Here is a 22,316-nt window from a genome sequence, read left to right as displayed (position 1 = left end):
GCTTGTGTTTACGGAACCCGTCAAGCACCTGCCGCCGGGCGTTCAGCCCGCGATGCCGTAGAGGCGGTCGCCTGCGTCGCCCAGCCCGGGAACGATGTAGGACTTGTCGTTCAACTTCTCGTCGATTGATGCCAGGACAATTGTCACGTTTGCATCAGACAGTTCCTCTTCAAGCTTTGCCAAGCCCTCGGGTGCGGCCAGCAGGCAGATGCAGGTGACGTCCGAGGCGCCGCGCTTGAACAGGAACTTGATAGCTTCGCGGAGGGTTCCGCCTGTGGCCAGCATCGGGTCCAGTACGAAGATCTGACGCCCCGTGAGGTCTTCCGGCAAACGCTCGGCATAGGTGATGATGTCCAGCGTCTCCTCGTCCCGGGCCATGCCCAAAAAGCCCACCTCAGCGGTAGGCACCAGTTTGGTCATGCCCTCAAGCATCCCGAGGCCGGCGCGCAGGATGGGAACAACCAGAGGGGTTGGCTTGGTGAAGGCGGTCCCCACGGTGGTGCTGACCGGGGTTTCGATGGTGACGGGTTCGGTGCGGACCTCGCGTGTCGCCTCGTAGGCGAGGAGTGTCACAAGCTCTTCGGTCAGCTGGCGGAACACCGGGGACGGGGTGTTCTTGTCCCTCAGGACGGTCAGCTTATGGGCGACGAGCGGGTGGTCCACAACGAGAGTGCGCATGCGTAAAAACTATCACCCGCCGTTGTTGGCCCCTCCCCCGCTGCTGCGGTCCGCTGGCCGGTCGTGATGCATGGCCTCGGCCACGACGTCGCGCACCACCGGATGCTCGAACGTGGGCGCGGGACCTGCATTTTCCCTGCGTCTGGTCAGGTGGAACAGCCTGTGCGCAAGGATCACCATGCCCACCCAGGCAAGGCCCAGGAGCCAGCCGGCCATTACGTCGGTGAGCCAGTGGTGCCCCAGGAACACCCGGCTAAGTCCCATTGCGATGATAAAGATCACGCCGGCGGTGATGGCGGTGATCCGGGCCCAGAGCATCCGGAACTGCAGACACATGATGTACAGGAGCACGCCGATCACCACGGTGGTGTTAAGTGTATGGCCGCTGGGAAAAGACGGCGTGCTTTCGAACGGCGGTACGGCTTCGGAGTGGTCCGGGCGCTCCCTGCCCACCAGCCGCTTGCCGAGGGTGGTGGCCGTTGTGGACACCGCGGCTGCCCCGCCCACCAAAATGATGGGCCGCCACGATCTGCTCAGGAACGTCAGCCAGGCCGTGAGAATGCTTGCAAGGATCGGCATCCCCACGCCGCCGCCAATATTCGTGAAGCCGGTGACGAAGGCGTCCGTCTCCGGGTTGCGCAACGACTGTGAGTAGTCCAAAGCGGGGATGTCCAGCCTCGCGAGCCCCTCCTCGTCCACCACGTCCGAATACACCTCGGCGCCAAGCAGCGCCATTGCAAGCACCAGGACCCCGCCGATGATCATGGTCAGCCACAGCGCGGCATACGGCTTGAACCACTTATCCACACGGTCTTTGACGGTGCTCATAGTGCCTCCCGGCGATGGTGGTCACGGGCTCTAAGTTTCCTCCGAAACTATCATTGAGCCATGGTCTCCGATGGAAAACACCACATCTGGATGGGGCTTGCCCTCACGGAAGCCCGGCGCGCCCTCGCAACTGAGGACGTGCCGATTGGTGCGGTGGTGTTGGGTCCCGACGGCGCGGTGCTGGGTTTCGGACGCAACCAGCGGGAGGAACTTGGAGACCCCACGGCCCACGCCGAGGTGGTTGCGATCCGCCAAGCGGCAAAGCGGCTGCGCGAACGCGCTGTACGGAATGGCGGACAGGCGGACGGCTGGCGGTTGTCCGACTGCACGCTGGTGGTCACGCTGGAACCGTGCGCCATGTGCGCCGGGGCGATTGTCCTTGCGCGGATTCCGCGGGTGGTCTTTGGTGCCTGGGACGAAAAGGCCGGCGCCGCAGGCTCGGTGTTCGACGTCCTCCGGGAGCGACGCCTTAATCACTGGGTGGAGGTCTACCCCGGCGTGCGCGAGGAGGAGTGCGCCGTGCTGCTGCGGGAATTCTTCGCCGGCCACCGGACCCGGTTGTAGCACCGTCTCGTTATCCGGCAGTGCCCTCCACCGCAGCCAGCACCGCCGCGGCCGTCCGGTCCCAGCCGGGCAACCGATCCCGGGCGGCCAGCGCGGCGGGGGCATCCGGGTGATCAGGTGGCAGCGGCACCGCCATACCTGGAAGGCGAGGGCCGCCGTCGTCATTCCTCAACCCGGCCAGTCCCAGCGCCTCCACCGCGCCTGTCCCCTCGCGCACCACAACTGAAATTCCGCGGGCAAGCGACCGGTGACCACCATGCCGAAGGCTTCGGCCTGCGACACAAGGAGGCCCAGGTCTGCCGCACCCCAAGCACGTTCCAGGGCCTCGCCGAGCAGCTCGCCGGTAAGGCGTATCCACAGGGCCAGTCCGTTATCCGTGACGGCGGCGCGCACCCTTGCCTCGTACTCCAAATCCGCCTGGTCCGATCCCACCAAGGCAGCCGTCCACTCCAGGTTTTTGAGGAGCGCAAGGGCCGCCACAGTGAGCAGTTGGTCCTTTAAGGGGAAGGGGCGCCGCCACGAGAGGAACTCTTGGTATAATCCCGCTCTACACCACGGTACGAGTCGCCTCCGCTGCCTTATAACCTCCGCTCCTAATGACTCATCCATTCCGTGCTTGTGCCGCAGGACAACGAGCGGTCCATCCAAGAGGTAGCGCATTCAAAGTTGGGTCCTGATTGGAGGACATCATGAAGCGTCTACTCAGTGTTCTGGTTGCCACAAGCCTGATGATCCTGGGGGTGATGGCTCCCGCCGACGCCAAGCCCAAACCGCCCCCGCCGGATGGATGCACCTTCGCCAAAGGCATGACGACGTGTACCGATACCACCCAGACAACCGGGCCCGGTCCCCAGGACGGCATGGCATGCACCACCAGTAGCGGGCTACCGGGCACATACAGCCAGGAACGCACCACCACCACGACAACCACCACGACCTACAAGGGCAAGTCAACATCCGGCACGCCAACCAGCACGCGGACCACGACCTCGACCTCGGATGGCCCGGTGACATGCGAGGCCACGCCGGTCTCGACGGGCACCCTGGTGGTCGTGGTGGACCGGACGTTCGAGCGTTGCTACAACGACCCGACTCCCGTGCCCCGCGATGACAGCGACGCCTGCTACCGAGTTATCGGAACGGGGCTGGAGCCGGGCAGCCTCGTCATGAAGACCGTTACTCATACCCCTCCGGGCGGGACTCCGATCACGAGTAGCAGCGGTTTCCGGTACGTCACCAACGACGACGGCACGTTCAACGAGGAGTACGGGAGCCTCTGCACCGCTGGGGACTTTGACGACCTCTACTTCACCGGCACTGGAGCTGACGGGCTGCCGGTGACGTCAAACACAGTGGACCCCTGCACACAGTTGGGTTAGCAGGTCGTGCGACAACTTCCCGGGCCGGCACAGGGCGGAGACAGCCACAAGCTGCAGGGCGGCGCTAATCACCACCACACTCGGCGTCACCATGAGCACCGCAGCCCACGGGCTGGGTCAATGGCCTTCCAGGATCTCTCCGGTGCCGGTCGCAGCGGAGTTCCCCTCGCCGCGCAGGACTACTTTGATGGCCGAATCGACCTGAATGCACACCTGATCAAATACGTCACCAGCACTTACGTCGTGCGGGTGTCCGGGGAGTCGATGACGGGGGCCGGGATCAGCGACGGGGATGAGCTGATCGTGGACCGGGCACTGGAGCCGCGCGACGGGTCCGTGGTCGTGGCTGTCCTGGACGGCGAGTTGACGATCAAGCGGCTGAGGATCACTCCGAAGGGAGTGATCCTCCAAGCGGAGAACCCTGCGTACCCGAATATTGAAGTGCCGGCCCTGGCCGATCTGACGATTTTGGGGCACGGCTGTCCGGTGCTTGCGTCATGTCTAAGCCGGCCCTGATGCGGCACATGCCGCAGATCGCTCACGTGGACGTGAACTGCTTCTACGCCTCGGCGGAGCGTGCGTAAGCCCCTTTCCTTGAAAGGCAAGCCCGTGATCGTGCTGTCCAACAACGACGGCTGCGCGGTCACCCGCTCCCCCGCAGCCAAGGCGCTGGGCATCGGCATGTGCGATCCCTGGTTAAAGCTGGCCCCGAGGGCCAAATAATGGGGCCTGGTCGCACTGTCGAGCAACTACGAACTGTATGGCGATATCAGCTCCCGGGTGATGGAACTGCTGAGCCGGTACTCGGCCTGGCTGGAGGTTTACAGCATCGACGAGGCCTTCCTCGGCGTCAAAGGTTCCCCTGCAGACCTGCTGGCGATGGGCCGGTTGTTGAAAGCGGCCGTCCGGCGGAATGTCGGCGTGCCGGTTTGCGTCGGCATCGCACGCGACGAAGACGCTGGCGAAGCTGGCCAACAAGTGGGCGAAGAACAACAAGGCCTTCGGCGGGCTTTGCCGCTGGGACTCCGTCCCCGCCCCGGAACGGGAGACCCAAGTGGGACGGGTACAGGTGCGTTGCAGTCCGGGATGACCGCGGCGCCACGCTGTGGTCCCGGCAAGGGAAGGAACTGACGGGGTACTTCCCTGAACTCTGTTCGGCGCCAGTTTCGGCCGTTCCGCCCGGGTGTGTCCTAGACTAGGAGGCTGCGCTTTGGACTGCCGACAGGCTCGATTTTGACCTCGAAGCGGGCCCTATGGTCATCAGCAGCGTTCCCATCGAACTGTCCGCCGCCGGCGGAGAAGGATCCCGACGAGGGTGGTTTTCCGGGTGGTGCAGGGTACCGCCACTATGGCTCCTTCGGCATCACCAACGCAGTGGGCTGCGACGGGCGGGCGTGCGGGCTACGCAACATAGGCCGTGGCCTGCCGGAGCGTGCACTTCCGCAGCGTTACGGAGGGCATCAGCACAACAGGGCCGATGGGTAGAGCGATGCTCACTGTCATGTCGGCGTTCGCCCAGCTTGAACGCGACCAGCTGGTCGAGCGAACCCGGGCAGGCCTGGCCGCGGCCGAGCTCGGCGATCTGGTCGATGTGGCCGCCGTCCGGGGTGGGCCAGCTGCGCCACTGGACACCGTACACCGGACCCAAACCGCCGTCCGCGTCCGCCCATTCGTTCCAGATGGTCACGCCCTGGCCCCTCAGAGTCCGTAATCCGCGTCCCGTTGGCATGGTTCCGGTGTCCGCTGCTGGGCCGACGTCACCGCGCCTGCTGGGGCCAAAGGTGGGCTCTTGAGGGAATGATGCACCCATAAGCCTTTGCATTTTCTCCAGTCCTGGGTCGATTTCCGTTGCTGGCTCCCCCTGAGCTGGGTGCTCGGGTTTTGCTGCGTCAGCCATGAGTTGGTCGATGCGGGCGGAGTTGGCTTGGGCGGCTTTGAGGGCGTGGGCGTGCTCGAACGGCTCCGAGAGTCCATTTTCTGCTTGTTCGACCCGTGAGAGAGCTTCCTTCCGTCGCACTTCGACGTCGGCGGCGAGCTTGGGCACGGAGGCCACCCTGTTTTCGAGTTGTCGGATGGTGCCTATGTCAGCGGACAGTGGGCTCCGGCGCGCGATTTGGTTGTTGCCCTAGGCACTCCTTCGATCCGCACTTTCACGGTGGCGTGGTCGGGGTCCCTGGCGGGCACGAGCTTTGCGCGGAGTTCGTGGCCGCCCAGCTGTGCGATGGTCCCGAGCTCGTCGTAACCGTAGAGTTTTGTGAGCATGTGGCCGTGTTTCCCGGCCCATGCGCAGAGCGCTTCGGCGGCGGCTCCGCGGTTGTCGATATTCTTGCCGTCGATGGTGGCTCTGAAGGCATCGGCGGTGGTGTCCACGGTCCGCGCTGCGGCCGTTTGGATGAGGGGCAGGTCTGCTTGCTGCGTCGGCGGCTGCTTGTTCCCCGCGTTTGGTGTGGGCTACAGCGACCATGTTGCGGTTGACGACGAAGTTCGGCGGCCGGGCACCCTGTGCGGCAGGAGCGGGATCCACGCCGGGCAGGGCGACCCGTACGCCGCTCAGCCCATGGCGTTCCTTGAGGGCGTATGCCGTACTGGAGCAGGTGCAGATGACATCCGGCCATTCCCCTTCCACGGGGAGGACCTCGACGTCGGCGCCCATGCTTTGCAGGCCGCGCACCAGCCGCGCGTCGTACGCATTTCCACCGGAGTTGTGGTGGATGTTGCCGGGCACCAGCAGGCGGATGGGGAGCATGGGTCAGGCGGTAAGGTCCAGCGAGAAGGTGGCCCAGGCGTCGGGGTTTTCGCGCAGGGTGACATCCACGCCGTCAAGGTGCCGGCCGTCGTCGTGATCCTTGAGCTTTTCTGCCACGGCATGGGCAATGTACTGGGCAAGTACTTCGGTGGTGCTGAGTTTGCCGGCGAAATCCGGATGTTCATCCAGGTTGCGGTAGTTCAGTCCCGCGAGGATTTCCTCAATTACATTGCCGGCGGCGCCGATGTCCAGGACGATCGCGTCATCGTTCAGGGCACGACGGCGAAAGGCCACTTCGGCGACGAAGGTGGCCCCGTGCAGGGCCTGGGCCGGTCCGAATGATTCGCGCGGCAGGCTGTGGGCGATCATGAAGTGGCGGCGGACGGTCAGGCTGAACATTCGTTTCCCTTACGGTTGGCTGGCGCTTTTCTGTGGCGTTTAGTCTTTGTCCGGGTACTCAATCACGTGGCAGAGGGCGTCCAGGGTGCCGTGTGCCAGGCCCTGGACGACGTCCGGCAGTTCTTCGAACGGGGACGAGCCCGTGAGGAAGACGTCGAACACCGGGTCTTCCAGCAGGGAGACTGCGAGGTTGAGTCGGTCTGCGTTGGTGCGGCGGTGGCGGCGGGCGCGGGCGACGACCCCCACTTGGCTGGCCCTGATGGACAGGCGGCGGGCGTGGAAGTCCTCACCGAGCGGCAGTGTGACCTCGCGGTTGGCGTACCAGGACATCTCGATGACGGCGCCTTCATCACCGACCAGCTGGAGGCTGCGCTCCAGGCCTTCCTGCGATGCGGAGCAGTGGAAGACGATGTCGCAGTCTGCGAGGGCCTCATCCGGGTGGGTGAAATCAACGCCAAGAGTGTCCGCGAAATGTTTCCTGCCCGGATCCAGATCCACTAACTGCAACCGGGCCAGCGGGAACGTGCGCAGGAGGGTCGCCACCATGCCGCCCACCAACCCGGCTCCGACTACGGCCACCCTGTCCCCCAGCCGCGGCCCGGCTTCCCAAAGCGCATTGACTGCGGTTTCGACTGTTCCGGTAAGGACGGCGCGCCTTGAGGGGACGGCGTCCGTAATCCGGGTGAGTTCCGTGACCGGGACGACGTAGCGGTCCTGGTGCGGGGTCAGGCAGAAGACGCGCTGACCCTTCCAGTCCTCCGGCCCTTCTTCAACCACACCGACCGAGAGGTAGCCGAACTTCACCGGCCCGGGGAAGTTCCCCTCCTGGTGTGGTGCCCGCATCTCCTCGGCGACCCGCGGCGGAACGGCACCCTTGTGGACCACCATCTCCGTTCCTTTGCTGATTCCGGAGTAGAGCGCACGGACCAGGGCTTCGCCGGGACCCGGAGCCTGGAGTTCCTGTGTGCGGAGCTCCCCGTGTTCGCGGGCGGTAGTCCAGTAAGCGGTGGCGTAAACGGGATTCTGCGAGGTAGTCATCTTGCTGACGAATCTAGCGGGACGGGCAGCCGGGTGGAAAGTTTGGCGGCGGGCGGTGGGTCGCGCATACGCAAGTGCGACTGAAGGTGGCGCACGTGCCCGTACCGAAGCCCCGGGCTTGGCGCCGCGAAATCACCTGGCAAACGCGGAATCACCTGGCGAACAAGTGCTCCTCCAATATCTCTTCTAAGAAGCTTCTTTCCGAGGGCAGGATGTCGGGTGGCCAGTGGGGTGGTTCCCAGTCCTGGTGTTCGCTGGTGTAGCGGCGTCCGGCCGGTGAGATCCAGCCGGGCGGCTCGTTTTTAGTGGCCGGGGCGGGTGTCCAGGCGCTGGTGTGTTTCAGTTTGTGGTGTTTGGGGCAGGGCTGGGCGAGGTTGCTGATTCCGGTGGTTCCGCCGTGATGCCAGGCCAGCAGGTGGTCCGCTTCGTTATCGAGGGAGTGGTTGCTGCAGCCGGGAAACGGGCATGTACCGTCCCGGAGCCTGAGCCAGCGGCGCATCGCTTCCGGAATCCGGTAGCTCTTGCGCCCGATCTCCAGCGGCGCCCCGCCCCTGGGATCGACCAGGACCCGGTAAAACGAGTCCGCCCCGCCGGCGACGAGTCTGCGTGCCATCGACGCCGGGATCGGGCCGTGCCCGTCCAGCACCGCAGGTTCCTCCGTTAGGCCCAGGAGCGAGAACACCGGCACGGTGACGAGCACCTGCGCCCGCGGCACCGGGGGCCCGGCCAAAGCGGCGCCGGGTCCGTGCACGTGAGGGCCGGCAGAGGCAGCGCCGTGGCCGGTTGTGTCGTTCCGCGCGTCAGCATTGGGGGCGTGTCCGGTGGCGAGGAGGGCTGTGGCGCTGATGTCTGCCATGAGTTGTGGCAGGGTGCGGGGTTCGTTGGGTCCCTGCAGTCCGCGGGCCAGGGCCCGGGTCCGGTTCCAGGCCGCGTTGGCCTGGTCCGCCGGCAGGTAGATGGAGATCCAGGCCATCGCGTCGCGGTCCGGGGCGTATTCCATCCGCCGGGCCGCGACACCCCTGGCGTGGCGCTTTTCGATCAGCTCGGGGTGGTGGCGTTCCCGCCACGACCGCACCTTCGGCCGCAACCTCGCCGGCGGCAGCACCCCTGCTACACCGCCCGGGCCGGCGCCCGGCGCGTCCGGGTTCAGGAAGTGCTGTTCCAGGGCTGTGGTGGCGGCCGGGTCCAGGCCCGTGCTCTCATCAACCAGGACCCTGGTGTTTTGCCACGACACCTCCCCGACCCGCAACGCATCCAGTGCCGCCGGCAACGAACTGGTCAAGGCTTGGGCTTCTCCGATCAGGGTACTGGCGGCGCGTTCCCCGATGGTCAGGACGCAGGCGACCTCGGCCACGGAGGCCATCTGGCGGCCCTTGGCCCATTCCGGCCCGGCCGCCGGGTCCTCCATCGCGGCGACGGCACCGATGTGCCCGTCCACCAGCAGTACCTTCACCGCGGCAGCGGCGGCCTCAAGCTTGCGCTGGACCGCCAAGCCGTCCAGGCAGTCACCGGCAAACACCCGCAACGGATCACCACCACCGGCCAGAGCATCAGAAGACCCCGCATCAGAAGAACCCGAAACAGCGGAACCACCGGCAAAAACGCGGACCAGCTCATCAACGAAACCAGCCACCGACGCAACAGCAGCCAAAATCCCCGCCCTGCCTCCCACGCCCCAGGTCGCCTCGCTCCCGGCCGCTTCGCTTTCCATACCCCAAGCATGCCAACAGGGTCCGACAAAACCCGGTCAGACGCCGGAGCATGGAAAATGGGTTTCGACAAGCTCAACCACCAGGGTTTCGATGAGCCCAACCACCGGGGTCCCGGCAAGCTCAACCCCGCTTTTAAACCTCCCGTTTTGGGGATGTGCACGTTACTCCGGTACCCTATTGAGGTTGGTGACGTGTCCGAGCGGCCGAAGGTGCAACACTCGAAATGTTGTTTGGTGTAACAGCCAACGTGGGTTCAAATCCCACCGTCACCGCCATGTAGCAAGGCCCTGGTTTTCCTGAGAGATAAATGGAAGCCAGGGCCTTTTGCTTTGTCGAAGATCCCAAAGCCCTGCGTAGGCCTCCCGCTTTCCGGGTCCCGCCCTTTCTCGTAGAACTGGACCGAAACGGCGCCCCGGACGTTCCCTGGTTTAGGTCGTCAACCGAAAAGCCAACTGTGATTTAGGACCTCATCACATATTTCGGCGCTTCCACGCTGGCTACCATGATGTGACCGGACAGAGCCGTCCGGTGTGATTAACGCAAAAGGAAGCCAATGGCCGTGGTTAGGGTGGACGACATTCTCTCGAATCTTCCCCTCGGTTTCGCCAGCCTCATCGTTCGGCCTGTTCCTACCGTTTCCGCGATCGAGCGGTTCCTCATCGTCGACGCGGACGACGACGCTCCCGTCGGAACCGATGCCTTCGTCCTGCTGATCGGAGTCCGCGGCCGCTCAGCGTTGCCGGCACTGCGCCGGCTACTGAAGAACACACCTCCCCCTGTTGTAGCGCCGTGCAAGAGATTCAGCACCGCCCTCAAAGGAATCCCGTCAAACCCTCGAAAATTGTTGAACAATCCTTGGTTGTCGTGCATCCTTGTATGACCACTAAAGGAGACGGGAATCACCATGGCCTTCATTGACCTCAACAGCGACGTCGGGGAATCCTTCGGGAACTGGACGATGGGTGACGACGCTGCCATCTTCCGTTCAGTGTCCAGCGCCAACGTCGCATGCGGCTTCCACGCAGGCGATCCGTCCACCATCGCCCAGACTTGCCGGGACGCGGTGGCGGCGGGAGTAACCATCGGTGCCCACGTCGGATACCGGGATCTTGCCGGTTTTGGCCGCCGTTTCCTCGACTGTTCCCCCACTGAACTAGCCGATGACGTCCTCTACCAGATGGGAGCCCTGGACGCCCTTGCCCGTTCAGCCGGCGGCAGCATTCGCTACGTGAAACCCCACGGCGCCCTCTACAACACCATCGTCACCCATGAAGCGCACGCCCGGGCTGTTGTGGACGGCGTCAAGGCGTTCGGCGGCGACCTGCCCATGCTTCTGCTGCCCGGATCCGTGGCACTCGCAGCCGCCGAAGCGGCCGGGCTCCGCGGCGTAGCCGAGGCCTTCGCCGACCGCGCCTACAACCCGGACGGGACCCTGGTCTCGCGCAGGGAACCCGATGCTGTTCTCCATGACGAGGACGCAGTGGCGGCGAACATGGTCCGGCTGGCCACCGAGGGCACCATCATCGCCCGTGACGGGTCAGCCATCCGCACCCCGGCGGAAAGCATCTGCGTCCATGGCGATACGGCCGGAGCCGTTTCCATGGCTGCCGCCGTCCGCCGTGAACTCCAGGCCGCCGGCGTGGAGATTCGGAGCTTCGTGTGAGCCAGCCGGACATCCGCTGGGCAGGACCGCGGGCCCTGCTGATCGAGGTTGAGTCCCTTGACGCGGTGCTGGCGTTGCACTCGGAACTGCTGGAAAATCCGCTGGCCGGACAGGTGGATGTCCTGGCGGCGGCGCGCACGGTCCTGGCGGTTTTCGACTCCCGCGCTGCCGCGCGTGCGGCCCGCTCCGCCGTCGCCCTGCTGGATGCCGCCGCCTCGTTTGACCGGGCGGCCTCCGGCGACCCGGTCAGGATCGAAGTTGTGTACGACGGCGAGGACCTCGTTGAGGTGGGGCAACTCACCGGGTTGGGGCCGGAGGGCGTGGTGGCCGCGCACACCGGGCAGCTCTGGACCGCTGCGTTCGGCGGATTCGCTCCTGGCTTCGCCTACCTGGTGGGCGAGAACACTGCTCTTAACGTACCCCGGCGCAGCACGCCGCGGACTGCTGTGCCGGCGGGATCGGTGGCCCTGGCGGGCAACTTCTCTGCCGTCTATCCCAGGAATTCGCCCGGCGGCTGGCAGCTGATCGGGCGCACGGCTGCGCGCATGTGGGACCTGGACCGCGAACAGCCCGCCCTGGTGAAGCCCGGGACAAGAGTCCAGTATGTGGCTGTGCGGGAACTCGTGGAACTCCCCGCAGGGCCGTCCGAAGGCGCCGGCGCCGGGAGCCCGTCCCCTCACACGGCAGCCCAAGGCGTTAAGGTCCGCGAGACTGCAGTCGAGGTGCTTGATCCCGGGCCGCAGTCACTGATCCAGGACCTTGGCAGGCCTGGTCTCGGGGATCTGGGTGTTTCACCCTCCGGCGCCGCCGACGCGGCAAGCGCCAGGCAGGCCAACCGGTTGGTTGGCAACCCGCCCGGTGACGCGGTGGTGGAGAACGTTTTTGGCGGGCTCACCATCCGCGCCCGCGGCCAGCTGACAGCCTCGCTCAGCGGCGCCCCGGTCCCCGCGGAGATCGAAAGTGGCAGCGGAACCAGGACTGCCCCGATGTACGCCCCGTTCGCCCTGCACGACGGCGAGATCCTCCGCCTTGACCGGCCCGTGTCAGGGCTGCGGACTTACCTCGCGGTACGTGGAGGGATAGTCGTCCCGCCGGTGCTGGGGAGCCGTTCGACGGACCTGATGTCCGGCATCGGCCCGGCACCGCTGGCCGCCGGAACGGTGCTGCCCGTTGGCGCAGTTGAGCACGGCCGGGTGGTGGGTACGCCGGAACCACCCGCGCTGCCGGACTTACTGCTGTCCGCCGTCGCCGGCCCGCCCGTCGTTTTGCGGATCACTCCGGGCCCGCGCCAGGACTGGTTCATTCCTGCATCGCAGGAGGCCTTGACCGGGCAGACCTGGACCGTCACCGCGGAGTCCAACCGCATCGGCGTCCGGCTCGACACCAACGGAACCGGGTCTCCGCTGGAACGGGCGCGCACGGAAGAACTCCCCAGCGAAGGTGCGGTGGCAGGCTCACTGCAAGTACCGCCGTCGGGCCTTCCCGTCCTGTTTCTGGCCGACCACCCGGTGACCGGTGGCTACCCCGTCATTGCCGCTGTCATTCCGGAGGACCTGCCGGTGGCAGCCCAACTTTCGCCCGGCACTGCCCTGAAGTTCGTTGCGGTGGATCCCGAAACGCTGCAGCCCCTGACCTCCTCCACGAGCCTGTGAAAGAAGCACCGATGAAAAAAGTTTTGATCGCCAATCGCGGTGAAATCGCCGTCCGGATTGCCCGCGCCTGCGCCGACGCAGGGTTGGTCTCGGTGGCCGTGTACTCCGACCCCGACGCCGACGCCCTGCACGTACGGCTCAGCGACGAGGCCTATGCCCTCGGCGGCGCGGCCAGTTCAGACAGCTACCTGAACATCTATAAACTCCTGGCGGTGGCTGAAAAGGCCGGCGCCGACGCCGTCCACCCGGGCTACGGCTTCCTGTCCGAAAACGCGGACTTCGCCCAGGCAGTGCTCGACGCCGGACTGACCTGGGTGGGCCCGTCGCCGGAGGCCATCCGGAGCCTGGGCAACAAGGTCACCGCCCGCGAAATCGCGGTCCGCGCAGGTGCGCCCCTGGTTCCGGGGTCCGACGGTCCGGCCGCCGACGCCGATGAGGTGCGCGCCTTCGCTGAAAAGCACGGGGTGCCGGTGGCCATCAAAGCCGCCTTTGGGGGCGGCGGCCGGGGGCTCAAGATCGCCTACCGGCTGGAGGATATCGAGGACGCCTTCGACTCCGCCGTGCGGGAGGCAACGGTGGCGTTTGGCCGGGGCGAGTGCTTTGTGGAACGGTTCCTGGACAAGCCGCGGCACGTTGAGGCGCAGGTCCTGGCGGACACCCACGGAAACGTCGTGGTGGTGGGCACCCGGGACTGCTCCCTCCAGCGCCGCAACCAGAAACTGGTGGAGGAGGCACCGGCGCCGTTCCTGACCGCCGAACAGCGCAGCCGGATCCACGAGTCCGCCCGCGCGATCTGCCGCGAAGCCGGCTACACCGGGGCAGGCACGGTGGAGTACCTCGTGGCCCCTGACGGCGTGATCTCCTTCCTGGAAGTCAACACCCGCCTGCAGGTCGAGCACCCGGTCACGGAGGAGACCTCCGGGATCGACCTCGTGCGCGAGCAGTTCCGCATCGCAGCCGGAATGCCCTTGTCCATCATCGAGGACCCGGCCCCCGTCGGCCACGCCATCGAGTTCCGCCTCAACGCCGAGGACGCCGGCCGCGGCTTCCTCCCCTCCCCCGGGCCGGTCACAGTGTTCGAGGCGCCCACCGGCGCGGGTATCCGCGTTGACTCCGGCGTCCGTTCGGGTTCGGTCATCCCCGCAGAGTATGACTCCTTGATTGCAAAACTGATCGTGCACGGCGAGGACCGGGCCCAGGCGCTGCGCCGGGCGCGTGCCGCCCTGGATGAGCTGCGCATTGAGGGCGTCCCCACGGTGGTGCCGTTCCACCGTGCCGTGGTACGCGATCCGCACTTCACCGCCACCGACCGGCTGGGCGTGTACACCACGTGGATCGAATCGGAATTTTCCGGACCGTTGGCCGCCGCACTGGAAAGCGGGGTGGCCGGTCCTGTTGCCCGCCGTGAAACGCTGACGGTGGAGATTAACGGCAAAGCCGTCCAGCTGGGGCTGCCGGCCGCGGTGTTCAATGCACTGATGCACGGCGGCGGCGGAGCAACAGAGCCTTCCGAAGGCGGCCACACTGCTGCCGAAGACGGCGCGGTGACCGCTCCGATGGGTGGAAACCTCGTCAAATGGCTGGCCGACGACGGCTCCGAGGTCACTGCCGGCCAGCCCGTTGCCGTGCTGGAAGCCATGAAGATGGAAACCGTAGTGTTCGCCTCCGTTGCCGGTACATTCACCCGCGGCGGCCAGGAGCCCGGGGCTGCTGTGGCGCGGGGGGAAGTGCTGGGCTCGGTCGGCTAGGATCGGGAGTCGTTGCGAAGGGGAAGGGGATGGACGCTGTGATTGATGGAGGGGCGGCACCGGCGGGTGCTGCCGAACACGCCCATACCACGGCCTGGATCGCCTCAGTCCTACGCAACCGCATTGCTGCCGGTGAGCTGGCCCCCGGCGCCAAGCTGTCCGAGCAATCATTGTCGTCCGCCCTCGGCGTCTCACGCAACACGCTCCGCCAGGCCTTCACCACGCTTGCCGAGGAATCAATAGTGCGCCGTATTCCGAACCGCGGGGTTTTTGTTGCATCGCCTGGCGCAGAGGATGTCCGGGAAATCTATCGCGTGCGCAGGACCATCGAGCCGGCGGCCGTCCTGTGGGGGCACATCACTCCCGAAAAGCTGGATGCCATGGAAGCCGTGGTTCTGCGGGCCCAGGCCGCCCGGGACGCCGGGTCCGTGGCAGAGATGGCCGACGCCAACCAGGCCTTCCATAAAGAAGTGGTGGACCTGACGGGCAGTGAAACCCTCAGGACGCTCATGGACCGCGTGCTCGCGGAAATGCGGCTGGTCTTCCATGCCATGTCCGCCGCCCCGGACTTCCACAGCCACTACGTGGACCGCAACGTGCTGCTGGTGAGGCGGCTCCGCGCGGGTGAGAACGAAAAAGCCGCCGCTGAGCTGCGTGAATACCTAGACGCTGCCGAGGCGGAACTGCTGGAACACCTGGCCTCACTGGCAGCCTCCAGCTAAAGTCCCGGTCCACTTAACAAGCCGGTGCCTGCACGGAAGGCGGGTACCGGCTTGTTCAGCCGGGCGTCGGCGCGTTACGGAACGAGGTAGTCGCTGTCCCGTGCGTCAGTGATCAGCATGTGGCCGGGCGCGTGGCCGATGGCCAGCGGCGGACGGGACTGCATTACGGCGGCCTGGGGCGTGACACCGCAGGCCCAGAACACCGGAAAGTGCCCGTCCGGGATGTCCACCGCGTCGCCGAAATCGGGGCGGGCCAGGTCCCGGATGCCGAGTTCTTCCGGATTGCCGATGTGGACGGGCGCGCCATGGACAGCCGGGTACCGGGAAGTGATCCGCACTGCGTCGGCCACCTGCGCGGCGGGGACAGGCCGCATGGAAACAACCAGCGGACCTTCCATCGACCCTGCAGGAGCGCACTGCCGGTTGGTTCGGTACATGGGGACGTTCACGCCCTGATCGATGTGTGCGATGGCGATGCCGCTGTCCAGCAGCGCGGATTCGAAGGTGAAGGAGCAGCCGATCAGGAAGGTCACCAGGTCATCCCGCCAGTACCCGGAGATGTCGGTAGGCTCGTCAACCTTTTCGCCGTCCCGGTAGACCGTGTACTTGGGTATGTCGGTGCGGATATCACCGCCGGCCAGCAGCGGACCGGAGGTCTCCCCTGCTTCCAAAACCCCGAGGATGGGGCAGGGTTTGGGGTTGCGCTGGGCAAAGAGCAGGAAGTCGAACGCGTGCTCCCGCGGAATGGCCAGCATGTTCGCCTGGGCGTACCCTCGGGACCAGCCTGACGTCGGTTCCACGAGCCCGTTCCGGAACGCCTCGCGTGCCGCACCGGGCAGGGCCGAGGGCTTGTTGGCGATCATGCCCACAGCTTTGCCAGGCCCAGGAGGGAGTTCCAGCCGAGGAACAGGGTGAGCAGCCAGGTAATGACACCGACCAGGAGCAGCCACTTCGGGTAATCGTAGCCGTGCATGAGGTCGCGGCGGCGCCAGGCCACCCAGAGCAGGACGGCGAAACCAACGGGCAGGATCAGTCCGTTGAAGGCGCCGGCAAAAATCAGCAGCTGCTGCGGGGCCTGGCCAAGGAACACGTATACGACCGCGCAGGCGGCGATGAAAACAACGGTGATGAGGTTCCGCTTACGCTCCGGAGTCCGCGAGGAGGTAATGAAGGAGACAGAGGTGAAAGCGGCACCAATGACCGAGGTGATGGCAGCGGCCCACAAAACGACGCCGAACATCCGGGTACCGATTTCGCCGGCAGCCGCTCCAAAGGCCTCGGCAGCCATGTTGTTGCTGGTAAGGACCGTGCCGCCTGCCACTACGCCAAGGATGGCCAGGAAGAGCAGCACGCGCATGATCCCGGTAACCACGATGCCCAGGATGGAGCTGCGGGTGATCTGCTGAACGTGCTTGACCCCCGTGGCACCGGAGTCCAGCATGCGGTGGGCCCCGGCGTAGGTGATGTAGCCGCCCACCGTCCCGCCGACCAGGGTGGTGATGATCAGGAAATCAACCGTTTCGGGCAGGAACGTGTTCTTCAGGGCTTCCCCCACCGGCGGGGCGGCGACAATGGCCACGTAGATCATCAGCAGGATCATGACGGCGCCCAGGAGCACAACGATCCGGTCCAGGGCCATGCCGGCCTTCTTGCTGAGGAAGATGAGGATGGCGATGACGGCCGAAACGGCACCACCGACCTTCGGGTCAACTCCCATCATCGCGTTGGCCCCCAGCCCGGTCCCGGCGATATTGCCGATGTTGAAGACCACGCCGCCAAGGAAGACCAGGGCTGCCAGGAACCAGCCGACGCCGGGAAGAACTTTATTGCCGAGCTCCTGGGCGCGAAGCCCTGTCACCCCGATGACGCGCCACACATTCATCTGGACGGCGACGTCGATCAGGATGGAGGCCAGGATGGCGAAGGCGAAAGCTGCCCCGATCTGGACGGTGAAAACGGTGGTCTGTGTGATGAAGCCCGGCCCGATGGCACTGGTGGCCATCAGGAACATGGCGCCCAGAAGGGCTGTTCGCCGGGCAGAGGAACTCAGGGTCAATTTTGTGCCGGGGTCTGCCATGGGTCCGTCCGTTGCTAGGGGTGACTGGAGTCACAATGAGCGTTGTGACGACTGTACAGGTTGTTCAACAATCTTGGCAAGACATTGTTGAACAATTCCCCCAGCAAAGAATCGACGAAACGGAGACATAACATGACCGCCTGCCCGAGCTTGTCCCGCCGTCTTGAACTGGCCGGCGCCCCCCACACCGGCCAGTTCCACTCCCAGGCCTGCACCCGGCCCGGGAACGGCCCCTAGATCCGGTCGGTCCGGTCCTCGCCGCCGCCCTTGTGGCCTGCCCCGCGCAGGTTCTCCTGGACCTTGCCGAACAGGTCTTTGATGGTGGATTCAGCGTTGCTGATCACGTCCACCGGCACGTACACATCGTGCGCGAGCGGCAGGTCGTATTCATCCTTCAGGTGGGTGCCGTTGCCCACGCCCTGCAAAGACAGGTAAACCATCGCCTCCGTGCGGGCGATTCCGGCGAGCTTTCCAAAGACGACAGTGAACTCGTTGGGCTGGAAGCTGATGGTCTGGCCGATATGGCTGCGGCCAAGTTCACCAGCGGGAACAACCTTTTCTGACTGGCTTCCGGTGTAGTCCATGAACTTCTCCTTAGATCGCCGACACATACGCTGGCAGTCTAACGCCGTGGCTCCGGCCGGGCCTACAGCCGGCTGGAGGGCTGCACAAGGAAACTGACCCTGCCGTGGTCACTCCTCCATTGATGCCACATGGGCTGGACCTGTTTGATGGCAGGACCAGCACAACAGCGCATCAAAGGAAACCGTGAATTCGATGGTGAACCGCGTCAAAAGCCCCGTCCGCTGGGACGAAGTGGAAATCGGCGACAGCGTGGAACTGCGGCGGAACGGCGCCCGCATCCACGCCGGACACGTTGATGCGCGCACCGCGGACGGCGACGTTGTGTGGGTCATTGCGCCCGCAGCCGGCCGCCGCATGTTCCACATTGCCGACGGCTACGACCTGGCCGGGCCGCCCCCAGCCGGCTGACGGGTCACGGGGCCCATACCTGCGAGACTGGGTACCTCACCGTGCAGGCCCAGCCAAGGAGAGCCATGACCGCGCCAGACCGTCCCGCACCCCGCTCCAGGCGGCTCACCGAGCTGCTGGGGATCGACGTTCCCGTGGTCCTTGGCCCGTTCGGCGGGGTTTCCTCCGTACAGCTCACCGCAGCGGTGAGCGACGGCGGCGGGCTGGGTTCCTACGGCCTGTACGGGTACGACGGCGGCGCGGTCGAACGGACGGCAGCGGAACTTCGTGCCGCTACAGGCAGGCCCTTCGCACTCAATCTCTGGGTGCCCACCGGCGACGAAGCCACGGACGTGGGCCAGGCCGACTTTGACAGTTACCGCAATAAGCTGGCGCCGTACTTCGAGGAACTCGGCATCCCCCTGCCGGACGCCCCCGCCCGCTACATGCCCGACTACGGCGAACAGGTGGAGGCCACGCTGGAAGCCCGGCCCGCCGTCGTCAGCTTTGTCTTTGGCGTCCCGGCGCCGGACGTGGTGGAGGAAGCCCACCGGCGCGGCATTAAGGTTTTGGGCACCGCCACCACCGTTGATGAAGCCGTCGCGCTGGAGGAAGGCGGCGTGGACGCCGTCGTTGCCAGCGGGATGGAGTCCGGAGGGCACCGCGTTTCCTTCCTCAAGCCCGCGGAAGAGTCCTTGGTGGGCACCTTCTCCCTTGTCCCCCAGGTAACGGATGCAGTGCGTGTCCCGGTGATAGCGGCGGGCGGCATTGCGGACCGCCGCGGCTTCGCCGCTGCCATGGCGCTCGGCGCTGACGCAGTGCAGGTGGGGACGGCGTTCCTGGCCACCCGGGAGTCCGCAGCCGTGCCTGAATACCGTGCCCTCCTGCACAGCCCTGCCGCCGGGCACACCGTTTTGACCCGGGCACTCAGCGGAAGGCTGGCCCGGGGCATCCCCAACCGGGTTGTGCGGGACCTGTCCGATGCCCGGAGCATTGCGCCGTTTCCGGTCCAGAACTGGCTGACGGGACGCTTCAGGCCCCAAGCCGCTGCCCGGGGGAACACGGAACTGATGTCCCTTTGGGCAGGCCAGTCCGCTCCCCTGCTCCGGTACGGGACAGCCGCCGAAGTCCTCACCGAGCTGCTGGCCGGCGGCAGCTGACAATCCCATCCTGCTCCTGCCGCGCTGCGAATCACCGATAGAATCTGGACGGGCAGGCCCAATTGGAGCCGCCCGCCACTGCACCGGGGAGGAGATACCGTGCCTACGCACCGCCGCACGCCGTTCCACCTCGTCCGGTCCTCCGCCCTTGCCGGCGTCATCCTTACCCTTGCGGCAGGGGCCCACGTGGCAGGCGGCGGCCAGCTCCCGGCCCCCGGCATCCTGCTGGCCGTCCTGGCCCTTACCGCGCTCGTCAGCACCGCAGCGACCCGGCTCCGGCTGTCCTTCCCGGCTATCGGAGCCCTGCTTGGTGCCGGGCAACTGGCGCTTCACGAGCTGTTCTCCATGCTGAGCACACCGGCCCTGGCAGCCGGTCCGGCGGCCCCCCACCACGGCCATCAGCATGGCGGCGCGCTTCCCGAGCTGGTTTTCGTAGCCGGCCACACCGCGCCTGCTGAGTCCGGTCCCGCACAGCTGATGCTTGCCGCCCACCTCCTGGCCACACTGGCCTCCGCGTTCCTGCTGGCCAAGGGCGAAGACGCACTGTGGGCACTGGCTGCCTGGCTTCGTCCCCTGACCGGTCTCCCGCGGGCAACAACGCCCGACGCCGTTCCCCCTGTTTCCGCTATATTCCCGCCTGCCGCGCCGCCCCGCTCTCCCTGGCGGAACCTGCGGCAGGACAGCCGACGCGGCCCGCCTTCCGCCGTCGCGCTTTGTTCCTAAGCCCCGCCGGGCGATGGCTCCGGTGCAGGCACCAACACTTTGCACCCCGATCCGGGTGTGCGCCAGAAAGGCAACTCCATGAACACCTTTGTCATCCGCCGTTCCCTGACCACCGCTGCCGCCGCCGGCGGCGCCGCTGCCCTGATGCTCGCTGCGGCCGGCGGTGCCGCCGCCCACGTCGGCGTCACACCGGACAAGACCTCCGCCAACTCCTACGCCCTGCTGACCTTCGCCATCCCGCACGGATGCGAGGAGTCCGGCACCACCAAGGTGGCCATCACCCTGCCTGATGAGCTCGATGACGCCCAGCCCACAGTCAACCCGAACTGGGCGGTGGAAAAAGTCACAGAGCAACTGCCTGAACCCAAGAAGCTGGCCGACGGAAGCTCCGTCACCAAGCGGACCAGCCAGATCGTCTACACGGCGAAGGCCCCCCTCCCCCACGAACTCCGGGACACCCTGGTCTTGTCCGTGAAACTCCCGGACGTGGCTGGATCAACACTGCACTTCCCCACGCTCCAGACCTGCGAGACCGGACAGACTGACTGGGCCCAGATCGCAAAGGACGGCGAGGACCCGCACTCCCTGGAGGCCCCCGCTCCGTCCATCACCGTCACGGCGGCGGAGAGTGCCGACGGCCACGGTGCGGCCGAGACCGCCTCGCACTCCACGAAGGCACCCACCGGGCAGGTGTCCGCCGTAACTGACAGCGGAGCCGAAGCCCGCAGCTGGGCCGGCCTCGCCGCGGGCCTGGGCGGACTGGTCCTGGGCGGTGCGGCCCTGGTGCGCGGCGGGTCCCGCCGTAAAGCTGCCGGGAAGGCAAGCTAGCCACTGCATTGTGACGCCCGGATCATCACGATCCGGGCGTCAAATGCTGTCCGGGAACGCGCCATCGTTGACGCCGGCAACGGCTGCCGCGAAGGTGGTGGCATGAGGTCTCAGAAAATTTTCCAGGGGATAGCCATGTCGGCAGCGGCCGGAGCTGCTGCCCTGACACTTGCCGCCTGCGGTAGCAGCCAACCGCAGGCAGAAACCACGACGACGGCACCGGGCACCAGCCCGGCGGGTCCCACTGCATCGCCCGCGCCGCCTGCCACGTCCGCAGCGCCGTCGGCCACCGCGCCTTCCACCTCTGCTGCGCCCGCAGCCCCCGGTCTGTGCAAGGCAGCGGGACTTTCCGCCGCTACAGACGCGACCGGCGGAGGCGCAGCAGGCAGTGTCTACATGACGCTCAGCCTCACCAACACCGGCACGGAACCCTGCATCCTCAAAGGCTTCCCGGGGGTTTCCCTGGTCGCGAACAACGCCGGCGCCCCCATCGGCGCACCCGCCACCCGTGACGGATCCGCTCCCGTGACGGAAGTCCTGCTGGCACCGGGCCAGGCCGGTTCGGCAGTACTTCGCTATACCCAGGCCGGGAACTACATGGATTGCGGCATGGTAGATGCCGCAGGCTACCGGATTTATCCTCCCGAGGACACGGCCTCGCTGTTCCTGCCGCAACCCACGAAGGCGTGCACCAATGCGGCCGTCACTTTGCTGAGCATTGGCACGTTCCAGCCGTCATAGGAGCCCGTCATCCCGCTTTGAACACAACCTCGGAGACGGCTGCGGGCGGTCCGGCAATTGCCGGACCGCCCGCAGCTTCCTTTTGTGTTCACCCGGCCTGTGGCAGGCGGCACGAGGGTGTTCGGTTGTGTGCTTGCTTAGTGGGCCGTGGTGGGGCGTCCGGCGCGGGCCGTGCCGCGCGAGAGGGCAAGCCCGAGGCCGAGCATGCCAACGCCCAGGATGAAGTGCAGCCAGTTGTCCGCCATGTTCACAGGCACAAAGTTGGCTGCGGTATCCAAACCGATCAGCAGACCGTAAAGCCAGAGCACCAGATAGATCGCGCCACCGATGACCAGGTAGTTCCGGGACTGTGCGGCACTGCGGGCCATGGCTATGCCGGCCGCGCCGAACAGCAGGTGGACGATGTTGTGCAGCACTGATACCTGGAAGATGCCCAGCAGCAGGGCTTGGGACTCATGTCCGGCAAAGCCCATGGCCTCGTACTGGGAGGTGATGCCCGGGATGAACCCCAAAACACCGACCAGAAGGAAGACAGCTCCCACGGCAAGGGCTGCTTTTTGAATGTTTGTCCGGCCTACCGTACGACCGTCGGAACTCATGCTCGTCATGATCACTCCTGCTGTTGTCGTTAGCGTTTCCATGTGCCGGGCTGCGCCTGACCATAGACATAAACCCAGACAAGCTAA

23 protein-coding genes, 1 tRNA gene and 3 pseudogenes are annotated in these 22,316 nt (G+C 66.0%); 15 read left to right on the top strand and 12 right to left on the bottom strand.

Going from position 1 to position 22,316, the window contains the following annotated elements:
* Positions 1-42 precede the first annotated feature (42 nt).
* Positions 43-678, bottom strand: coding sequence for a uracil phosphoribosyltransferase (gene upp, locus ACLH0K_RS03790; protein ID WP_407708982.1), 636 nt, complete (start codon positions 676-678; stop codon positions 43-45).
* Positions 679-690: 12 nt separating this feature from the next.
* Positions 691-1,506, bottom strand: coding sequence for a phosphatase PAP2 family protein (locus ACLH0K_RS03785; protein WP_411375524.1), 816 nt, complete (start codon positions 1,504-1,506; stop codon positions 691-693).
* A gap of 60 nt (positions 1,507-1,566) precedes the next feature.
* Here ACLH0K_RS03785 and ACLH0K_RS03780 point away from each other — a divergent pair, with 60 nt between their 5' ends.
* A complete protein-coding gene (locus ACLH0K_RS03780) occupies positions 1,567-2,070 on the top strand; it encodes a nucleoside deaminase (RefSeq protein WP_411375523.1) in 504 nt (167 codons plus the stop codon).
* Between the two features lie 168 nt (positions 2,071-2,238).
* Here ACLH0K_RS03780 and ACLH0K_RS03775 read toward each other — a convergent pair whose 3' ends face one another.
* On the bottom strand, positions 2,239-2,550 hold the full coding sequence (locus tag ACLH0K_RS03775; RefSeq protein ID WP_411375522.1) for a hypothetical protein: 312 nt from the start codon (positions 2,548-2,550) through the stop codon (positions 2,239-2,241).
* A gap of 209 nt (positions 2,551-2,759) precedes the next feature.
* On the opposite strand from ACLH0K_RS03775, the gene ACLH0K_RS03770 reads away from it, so the two are divergent.
* The 3 genes and pseudogenes from ACLH0K_RS03770 to ACLH0K_RS03760 all read left to right on the top strand — a co-directional run.
* A complete protein-coding gene (locus ACLH0K_RS03770) occupies positions 2,760-3,449 on the top strand; it encodes a hypothetical protein (RefSeq protein WP_411375521.1) in 690 nt (229 codons plus the stop codon).
* Positions 3,450-3,540: 91 nt separating this feature from the next.
* Positions 3,541-3,954, top strand: a pseudogene (locus tag ACLH0K_RS03765) (LexA family protein).
* Positions 3,947-4,521 (top strand): annotated as a pseudogene (locus ACLH0K_RS03760) (DNA polymerase V subunit UmuC); the annotation flags it as partial. The pseudogenes ACLH0K_RS03765 and ACLH0K_RS03760, both read left to right, overlap by 8 nt.
* 498 nt (positions 4,522-5,019) lie before the next feature.
* Here the strand turns inward: ACLH0K_RS03760 and ACLH0K_RS03755 are convergent.
* The 5 genes and pseudogenes from ACLH0K_RS03755 to ACLH0K_RS03735 form a co-directional block, all read right to left on the bottom strand.
* A pseudogene (locus tag ACLH0K_RS03755) lies at positions 5,020-5,145 on the bottom strand (thymidylate synthase); the annotation flags it as partial.
* Positions 5,146-5,528: 383 nt separating this feature from the next.
* On the bottom strand, positions 5,529-5,819 hold the full coding sequence (locus tag ACLH0K_RS03750) for a hypothetical protein (RefSeq protein ID WP_411375520.1): 291 nt from the start codon (positions 5,817-5,819) through the stop codon (positions 5,529-5,531).
* 379 nt (positions 5,820-6,198) lie between these two features.
* A complete protein-coding gene (locus ACLH0K_RS03745; RefSeq protein ID WP_411375519.1) occupies positions 6,199-6,594 on the bottom strand; it encodes a 6-pyruvoyl trahydropterin synthase family protein in 396 nt (131 codons plus the stop codon).
* Between the two features lie 39 nt (positions 6,595-6,633).
* The gene (locus ACLH0K_RS03740) at positions 6,634-7,632 is read right to left on the bottom strand and encodes a zinc-dependent alcohol dehydrogenase (RefSeq protein ID WP_411375518.1); all 999 of its coding nucleotides are present in this window, start codon (positions 7,630-7,632) and stop codon (positions 6,634-6,636) included.
* A gap of 151 nt (positions 7,633-7,783) precedes the next feature.
* Entirely contained in the window at positions 7,784-9,343 is a 1,560-nt protein-coding gene (locus ACLH0K_RS03735; protein WP_411375517.1) for a DUF222 domain-containing protein, read from the bottom strand.
* A gap of 186 nt (positions 9,344-9,529) precedes the next feature.
* Between ACLH0K_RS03735 and ACLH0K_RS03730 the strand changes: the two genes are divergently transcribed.
* From ACLH0K_RS03730 to ACLH0K_RS03705, 6 genes are all read left to right on the top strand, one after another.
* A tRNA-Ser gene (locus ACLH0K_RS03730) sits at positions 9,530-9,619 on the top strand.
* A 278-nt stretch (positions 9,620-9,897) separates the two neighbouring features.
* On the top strand, positions 9,898-10,224 hold the full coding sequence (locus ACLH0K_RS03725; RefSeq protein WP_411375516.1) for a hypothetical protein: 327 nt from the start codon (positions 9,898-9,900) through the stop codon (positions 10,222-10,224).
* A gap of 24 nt (positions 10,225-10,248) precedes the next feature.
* Entirely contained in the window at positions 10,249-11,007 is a 759-nt protein-coding gene (locus ACLH0K_RS03720; protein ID WP_411375515.1) for a LamB/YcsF family protein, read from the top strand.
* Positions 11,004-12,659 (top strand): 5-oxoprolinase/urea amidolyase family protein, encoded by a 1,656-nt coding sequence (locus ACLH0K_RS03715; RefSeq protein WP_411375514.1) that lies wholly within the window; start codon positions 11,004-11,006, stop codon positions 12,657-12,659. The genes ACLH0K_RS03720 and ACLH0K_RS03715 overlap by 4 nt, the downstream gene beginning before the upstream one ends.
* Positions 12,660-12,670: 11 nt before the next feature.
* A complete protein-coding gene (locus ACLH0K_RS03710; protein WP_411375513.1) occupies positions 12,671-14,407 on the top strand; it encodes an acetyl/propionyl/methylcrotonyl-CoA carboxylase subunit alpha in 1,737 nt (578 codons plus the stop codon).
* A 29-nt stretch (positions 14,408-14,436) separates the two neighbouring features.
* The gene (locus ACLH0K_RS03705; RefSeq protein ID WP_411375512.1) at positions 14,437-15,129 is read left to right on the top strand and encodes a GntR family transcriptional regulator; all 693 of its coding nucleotides are present in this window, start codon (positions 14,437-14,439) and stop codon (positions 15,127-15,129) included.
* Between the two features lie 74 nt (positions 15,130-15,203).
* On the opposite strand, the gene ACLH0K_RS03700 is transcribed toward ACLH0K_RS03705, so the two are convergent.
* From ACLH0K_RS03700 to ACLH0K_RS03690, 3 genes are all read right to left on the bottom strand, one after another.
* Entirely contained in the window at positions 15,204-15,992 is a 789-nt protein-coding gene (locus tag ACLH0K_RS03700) for a putative hydro-lyase (RefSeq protein WP_411375511.1), read from the bottom strand.
* Positions 15,989-17,206, bottom strand: a complete 1,218-nt coding sequence (locus ACLH0K_RS03695; RefSeq protein WP_411375510.1) for an NRAMP family divalent metal transporter — start codon at positions 17,204-17,206, stop codon at positions 15,989-15,991. The genes ACLH0K_RS03700 and ACLH0K_RS03695 overlap by 4 nt, the downstream gene beginning before the upstream one ends.
* 233 nt (positions 17,207-17,439) lie before the next feature.
* Positions 17,440-17,790, bottom strand: coding sequence for a hypothetical protein (locus ACLH0K_RS03690; protein WP_411375509.1), 351 nt, complete (start codon positions 17,788-17,790; stop codon positions 17,440-17,442).
* 193 nt (positions 17,791-17,983) lie between these two features.
* Here ACLH0K_RS03690 and ACLH0K_RS03685 point away from each other — a divergent pair, with 193 nt between their 5' ends.
* The 5 genes from ACLH0K_RS03685 (at position 17,984) to ACLH0K_RS03665 (ending at position 21,630) form a co-directional block, all read left to right on the top strand.
* Positions 17,984-18,199, top strand: a complete 216-nt coding sequence (locus ACLH0K_RS03685) for a hypothetical protein (RefSeq protein WP_411376397.1) — start codon at positions 17,984-17,986, stop codon at positions 18,197-18,199.
* Between the two features lie 65 nt (positions 18,200-18,264).
* Positions 18,265-19,338, top strand: coding sequence for an NAD(P)H-dependent flavin oxidoreductase (locus tag ACLH0K_RS03680; protein ID WP_411375508.1), 1,074 nt, complete (start codon positions 18,265-18,267; stop codon positions 19,336-19,338).
* Positions 19,339-19,437: 99 nt separating this feature from the next.
* Positions 19,438-20,061: a hypothetical protein gene (locus ACLH0K_RS03675; protein WP_411375507.1), complete on the top strand. Its 624-nt coding sequence runs from the start codon at positions 19,438-19,440 to the stop codon at positions 20,059-20,061.
* Between the two features lie 78 nt (positions 20,062-20,139).
* Positions 20,140-20,889, top strand: a complete 750-nt coding sequence (locus ACLH0K_RS03670) for a YcnI family protein (protein ID WP_411375506.1) — start codon at positions 20,140-20,142, stop codon at positions 20,887-20,889.
* Positions 20,890-20,991: 102 nt separating this feature from the next.
* Entirely contained in the window at positions 20,992-21,630 is a 639-nt protein-coding gene (locus ACLH0K_RS03665) for a DUF4232 domain-containing protein (RefSeq protein ID WP_411375505.1), read from the top strand.
* A gap of 137 nt (positions 21,631-21,767) precedes the next feature.
* Here ACLH0K_RS03665 and ACLH0K_RS03660 read toward each other — a convergent pair whose 3' ends face one another.
* Positions 21,768-22,229 carry a DUF4383 domain-containing protein gene (locus ACLH0K_RS03660; RefSeq protein ID WP_411376396.1) on the bottom strand — a complete coding sequence of 154 codons (462 nt, stop codon included), beginning with the start codon at positions 22,227-22,229 and terminating at the stop codon, positions 21,768-21,770.
* Between the last annotated feature and the right edge of the window lie 87 nt (positions 22,230-22,316).

This window comes from Arthrobacter sp. MPF02, assembly GCF_046605375.1.
GTDB lineage: Bacteria > Actinomycetota > Actinomycetes > Actinomycetales > Micrococcaceae > Arthrobacter.
The sequence above is the reverse complement of the archived record's forward strand: the minus strand, read 5'-3'. Positions and strand labels throughout refer to the sequence as shown.

Excerpts from the sequence above, each read along its gene's own strand:
- ACLH0K_RS03670 (WP_411375506.1), top strand. The coding sequence starts at position 20,140 with ATGAACACCTTTGTCATCCGCCGTTCCCTGACCACCGCTGCCGCCGCC.
- ACLH0K_RS03720 (WP_411375515.1), top strand. The coding sequence starts at position 10,249 with ATGGCCTTCATTGACCTCAACAGCGACGTCGGGGAATCCTTCGGGAAC.
- ACLH0K_RS03785 (WP_411375524.1), bottom strand. The coding sequence starts at position 1,506 with ATGAGCACCGTCAAAGACCGTGTGGATAAGTGGTTCAAGCCGTATGCC.
- ACLH0K_RS03685 (WP_411376397.1), top strand. The coding sequence starts at position 17,984 with ATGGTGAACCGCGTCAAAAGCCCCGTCCGCTGGGACGAAGTGGAAATC.
- ACLH0K_RS03660 (WP_411376396.1), bottom strand. The coding sequence starts at position 22,229 with ATGAGTTCCGACGGTCGTACGGTAGGCCGGACAAACATTCAAAAAGCA.
- upp (WP_407708982.1), bottom strand. The coding sequence starts at position 678 with ATGCGCACTCTCGTTGTGGACCACCCGCTCGTCGCCCATAAGCTGACC.
- ACLH0K_RS03740 (WP_411375518.1), bottom strand. The coding sequence starts at position 7,632 with ATGACTACCTCGCAGAATCCCGTTTACGCCACCGCTTACTGGACTACC.
- ACLH0K_RS03780 (WP_411375523.1), top strand. The coding sequence starts at position 1,567 with ATGGTCTCCGATGGAAAACACCACATCTGGATGGGGCTTGCCCTCACG.
- ACLH0K_RS03725 (WP_411375516.1), top strand. The coding sequence starts at position 9,898 with ATGGCCGTGGTTAGGGTGGACGACATTCTCTCGAATCTTCCCCTCGGT.
- ACLH0K_RS03695 (WP_411375510.1), bottom strand. The coding sequence starts at position 17,206 with ATGGCAGACCCCGGCACAAAATTGACCCTGAGTTCCTCTGCCCGGCGA.
- ACLH0K_RS03735 (WP_411375517.1), bottom strand. The coding sequence starts at position 9,343 with ATGGAAAGCGAAGCGGCCGGGAGCGAGGCGACCTGGGGCGTGGGAGGC.
- ACLH0K_RS03745 (WP_411375519.1), bottom strand. The coding sequence starts at position 6,594 with ATGTTCAGCCTGACCGTCCGCCGCCACTTCATGATCGCCCACAGCCTG.
- ACLH0K_RS03690 (WP_411375509.1), bottom strand. The coding sequence starts at position 17,790 with ATGGACTACACCGGAAGCCAGTCAGAAAAGGTTGTTCCCGCTGGTGAA.
- ACLH0K_RS03665 (WP_411375505.1), top strand. The coding sequence starts at position 20,992 with ATGAGGTCTCAGAAAATTTTCCAGGGGATAGCCATGTCGGCAGCGGCC.
- ACLH0K_RS03705 (WP_411375512.1), top strand. The coding sequence starts at position 14,437 with ATGGACGCTGTGATTGATGGAGGGGCGGCACCGGCGGGTGCTGCCGAA.
- ACLH0K_RS03770 (WP_411375521.1), top strand. The coding sequence starts at position 2,760 with ATGAAGCGTCTACTCAGTGTTCTGGTTGCCACAAGCCTGATGATCCTG.
- ACLH0K_RS03680 (WP_411375508.1), top strand. The coding sequence starts at position 18,265 with ATGACCGCGCCAGACCGTCCCGCACCCCGCTCCAGGCGGCTCACCGAG.
- ACLH0K_RS03700 (WP_411375511.1), bottom strand. The coding sequence starts at position 15,992 with ATGATCGCCAACAAGCCCTCGGCCCTGCCCGGTGCGGCACGCGAGGCG.
- ACLH0K_RS03710 (WP_411375513.1), top strand. The coding sequence starts at position 12,671 with ATGAAAAAAGTTTTGATCGCCAATCGCGGTGAAATCGCCGTCCGGATT.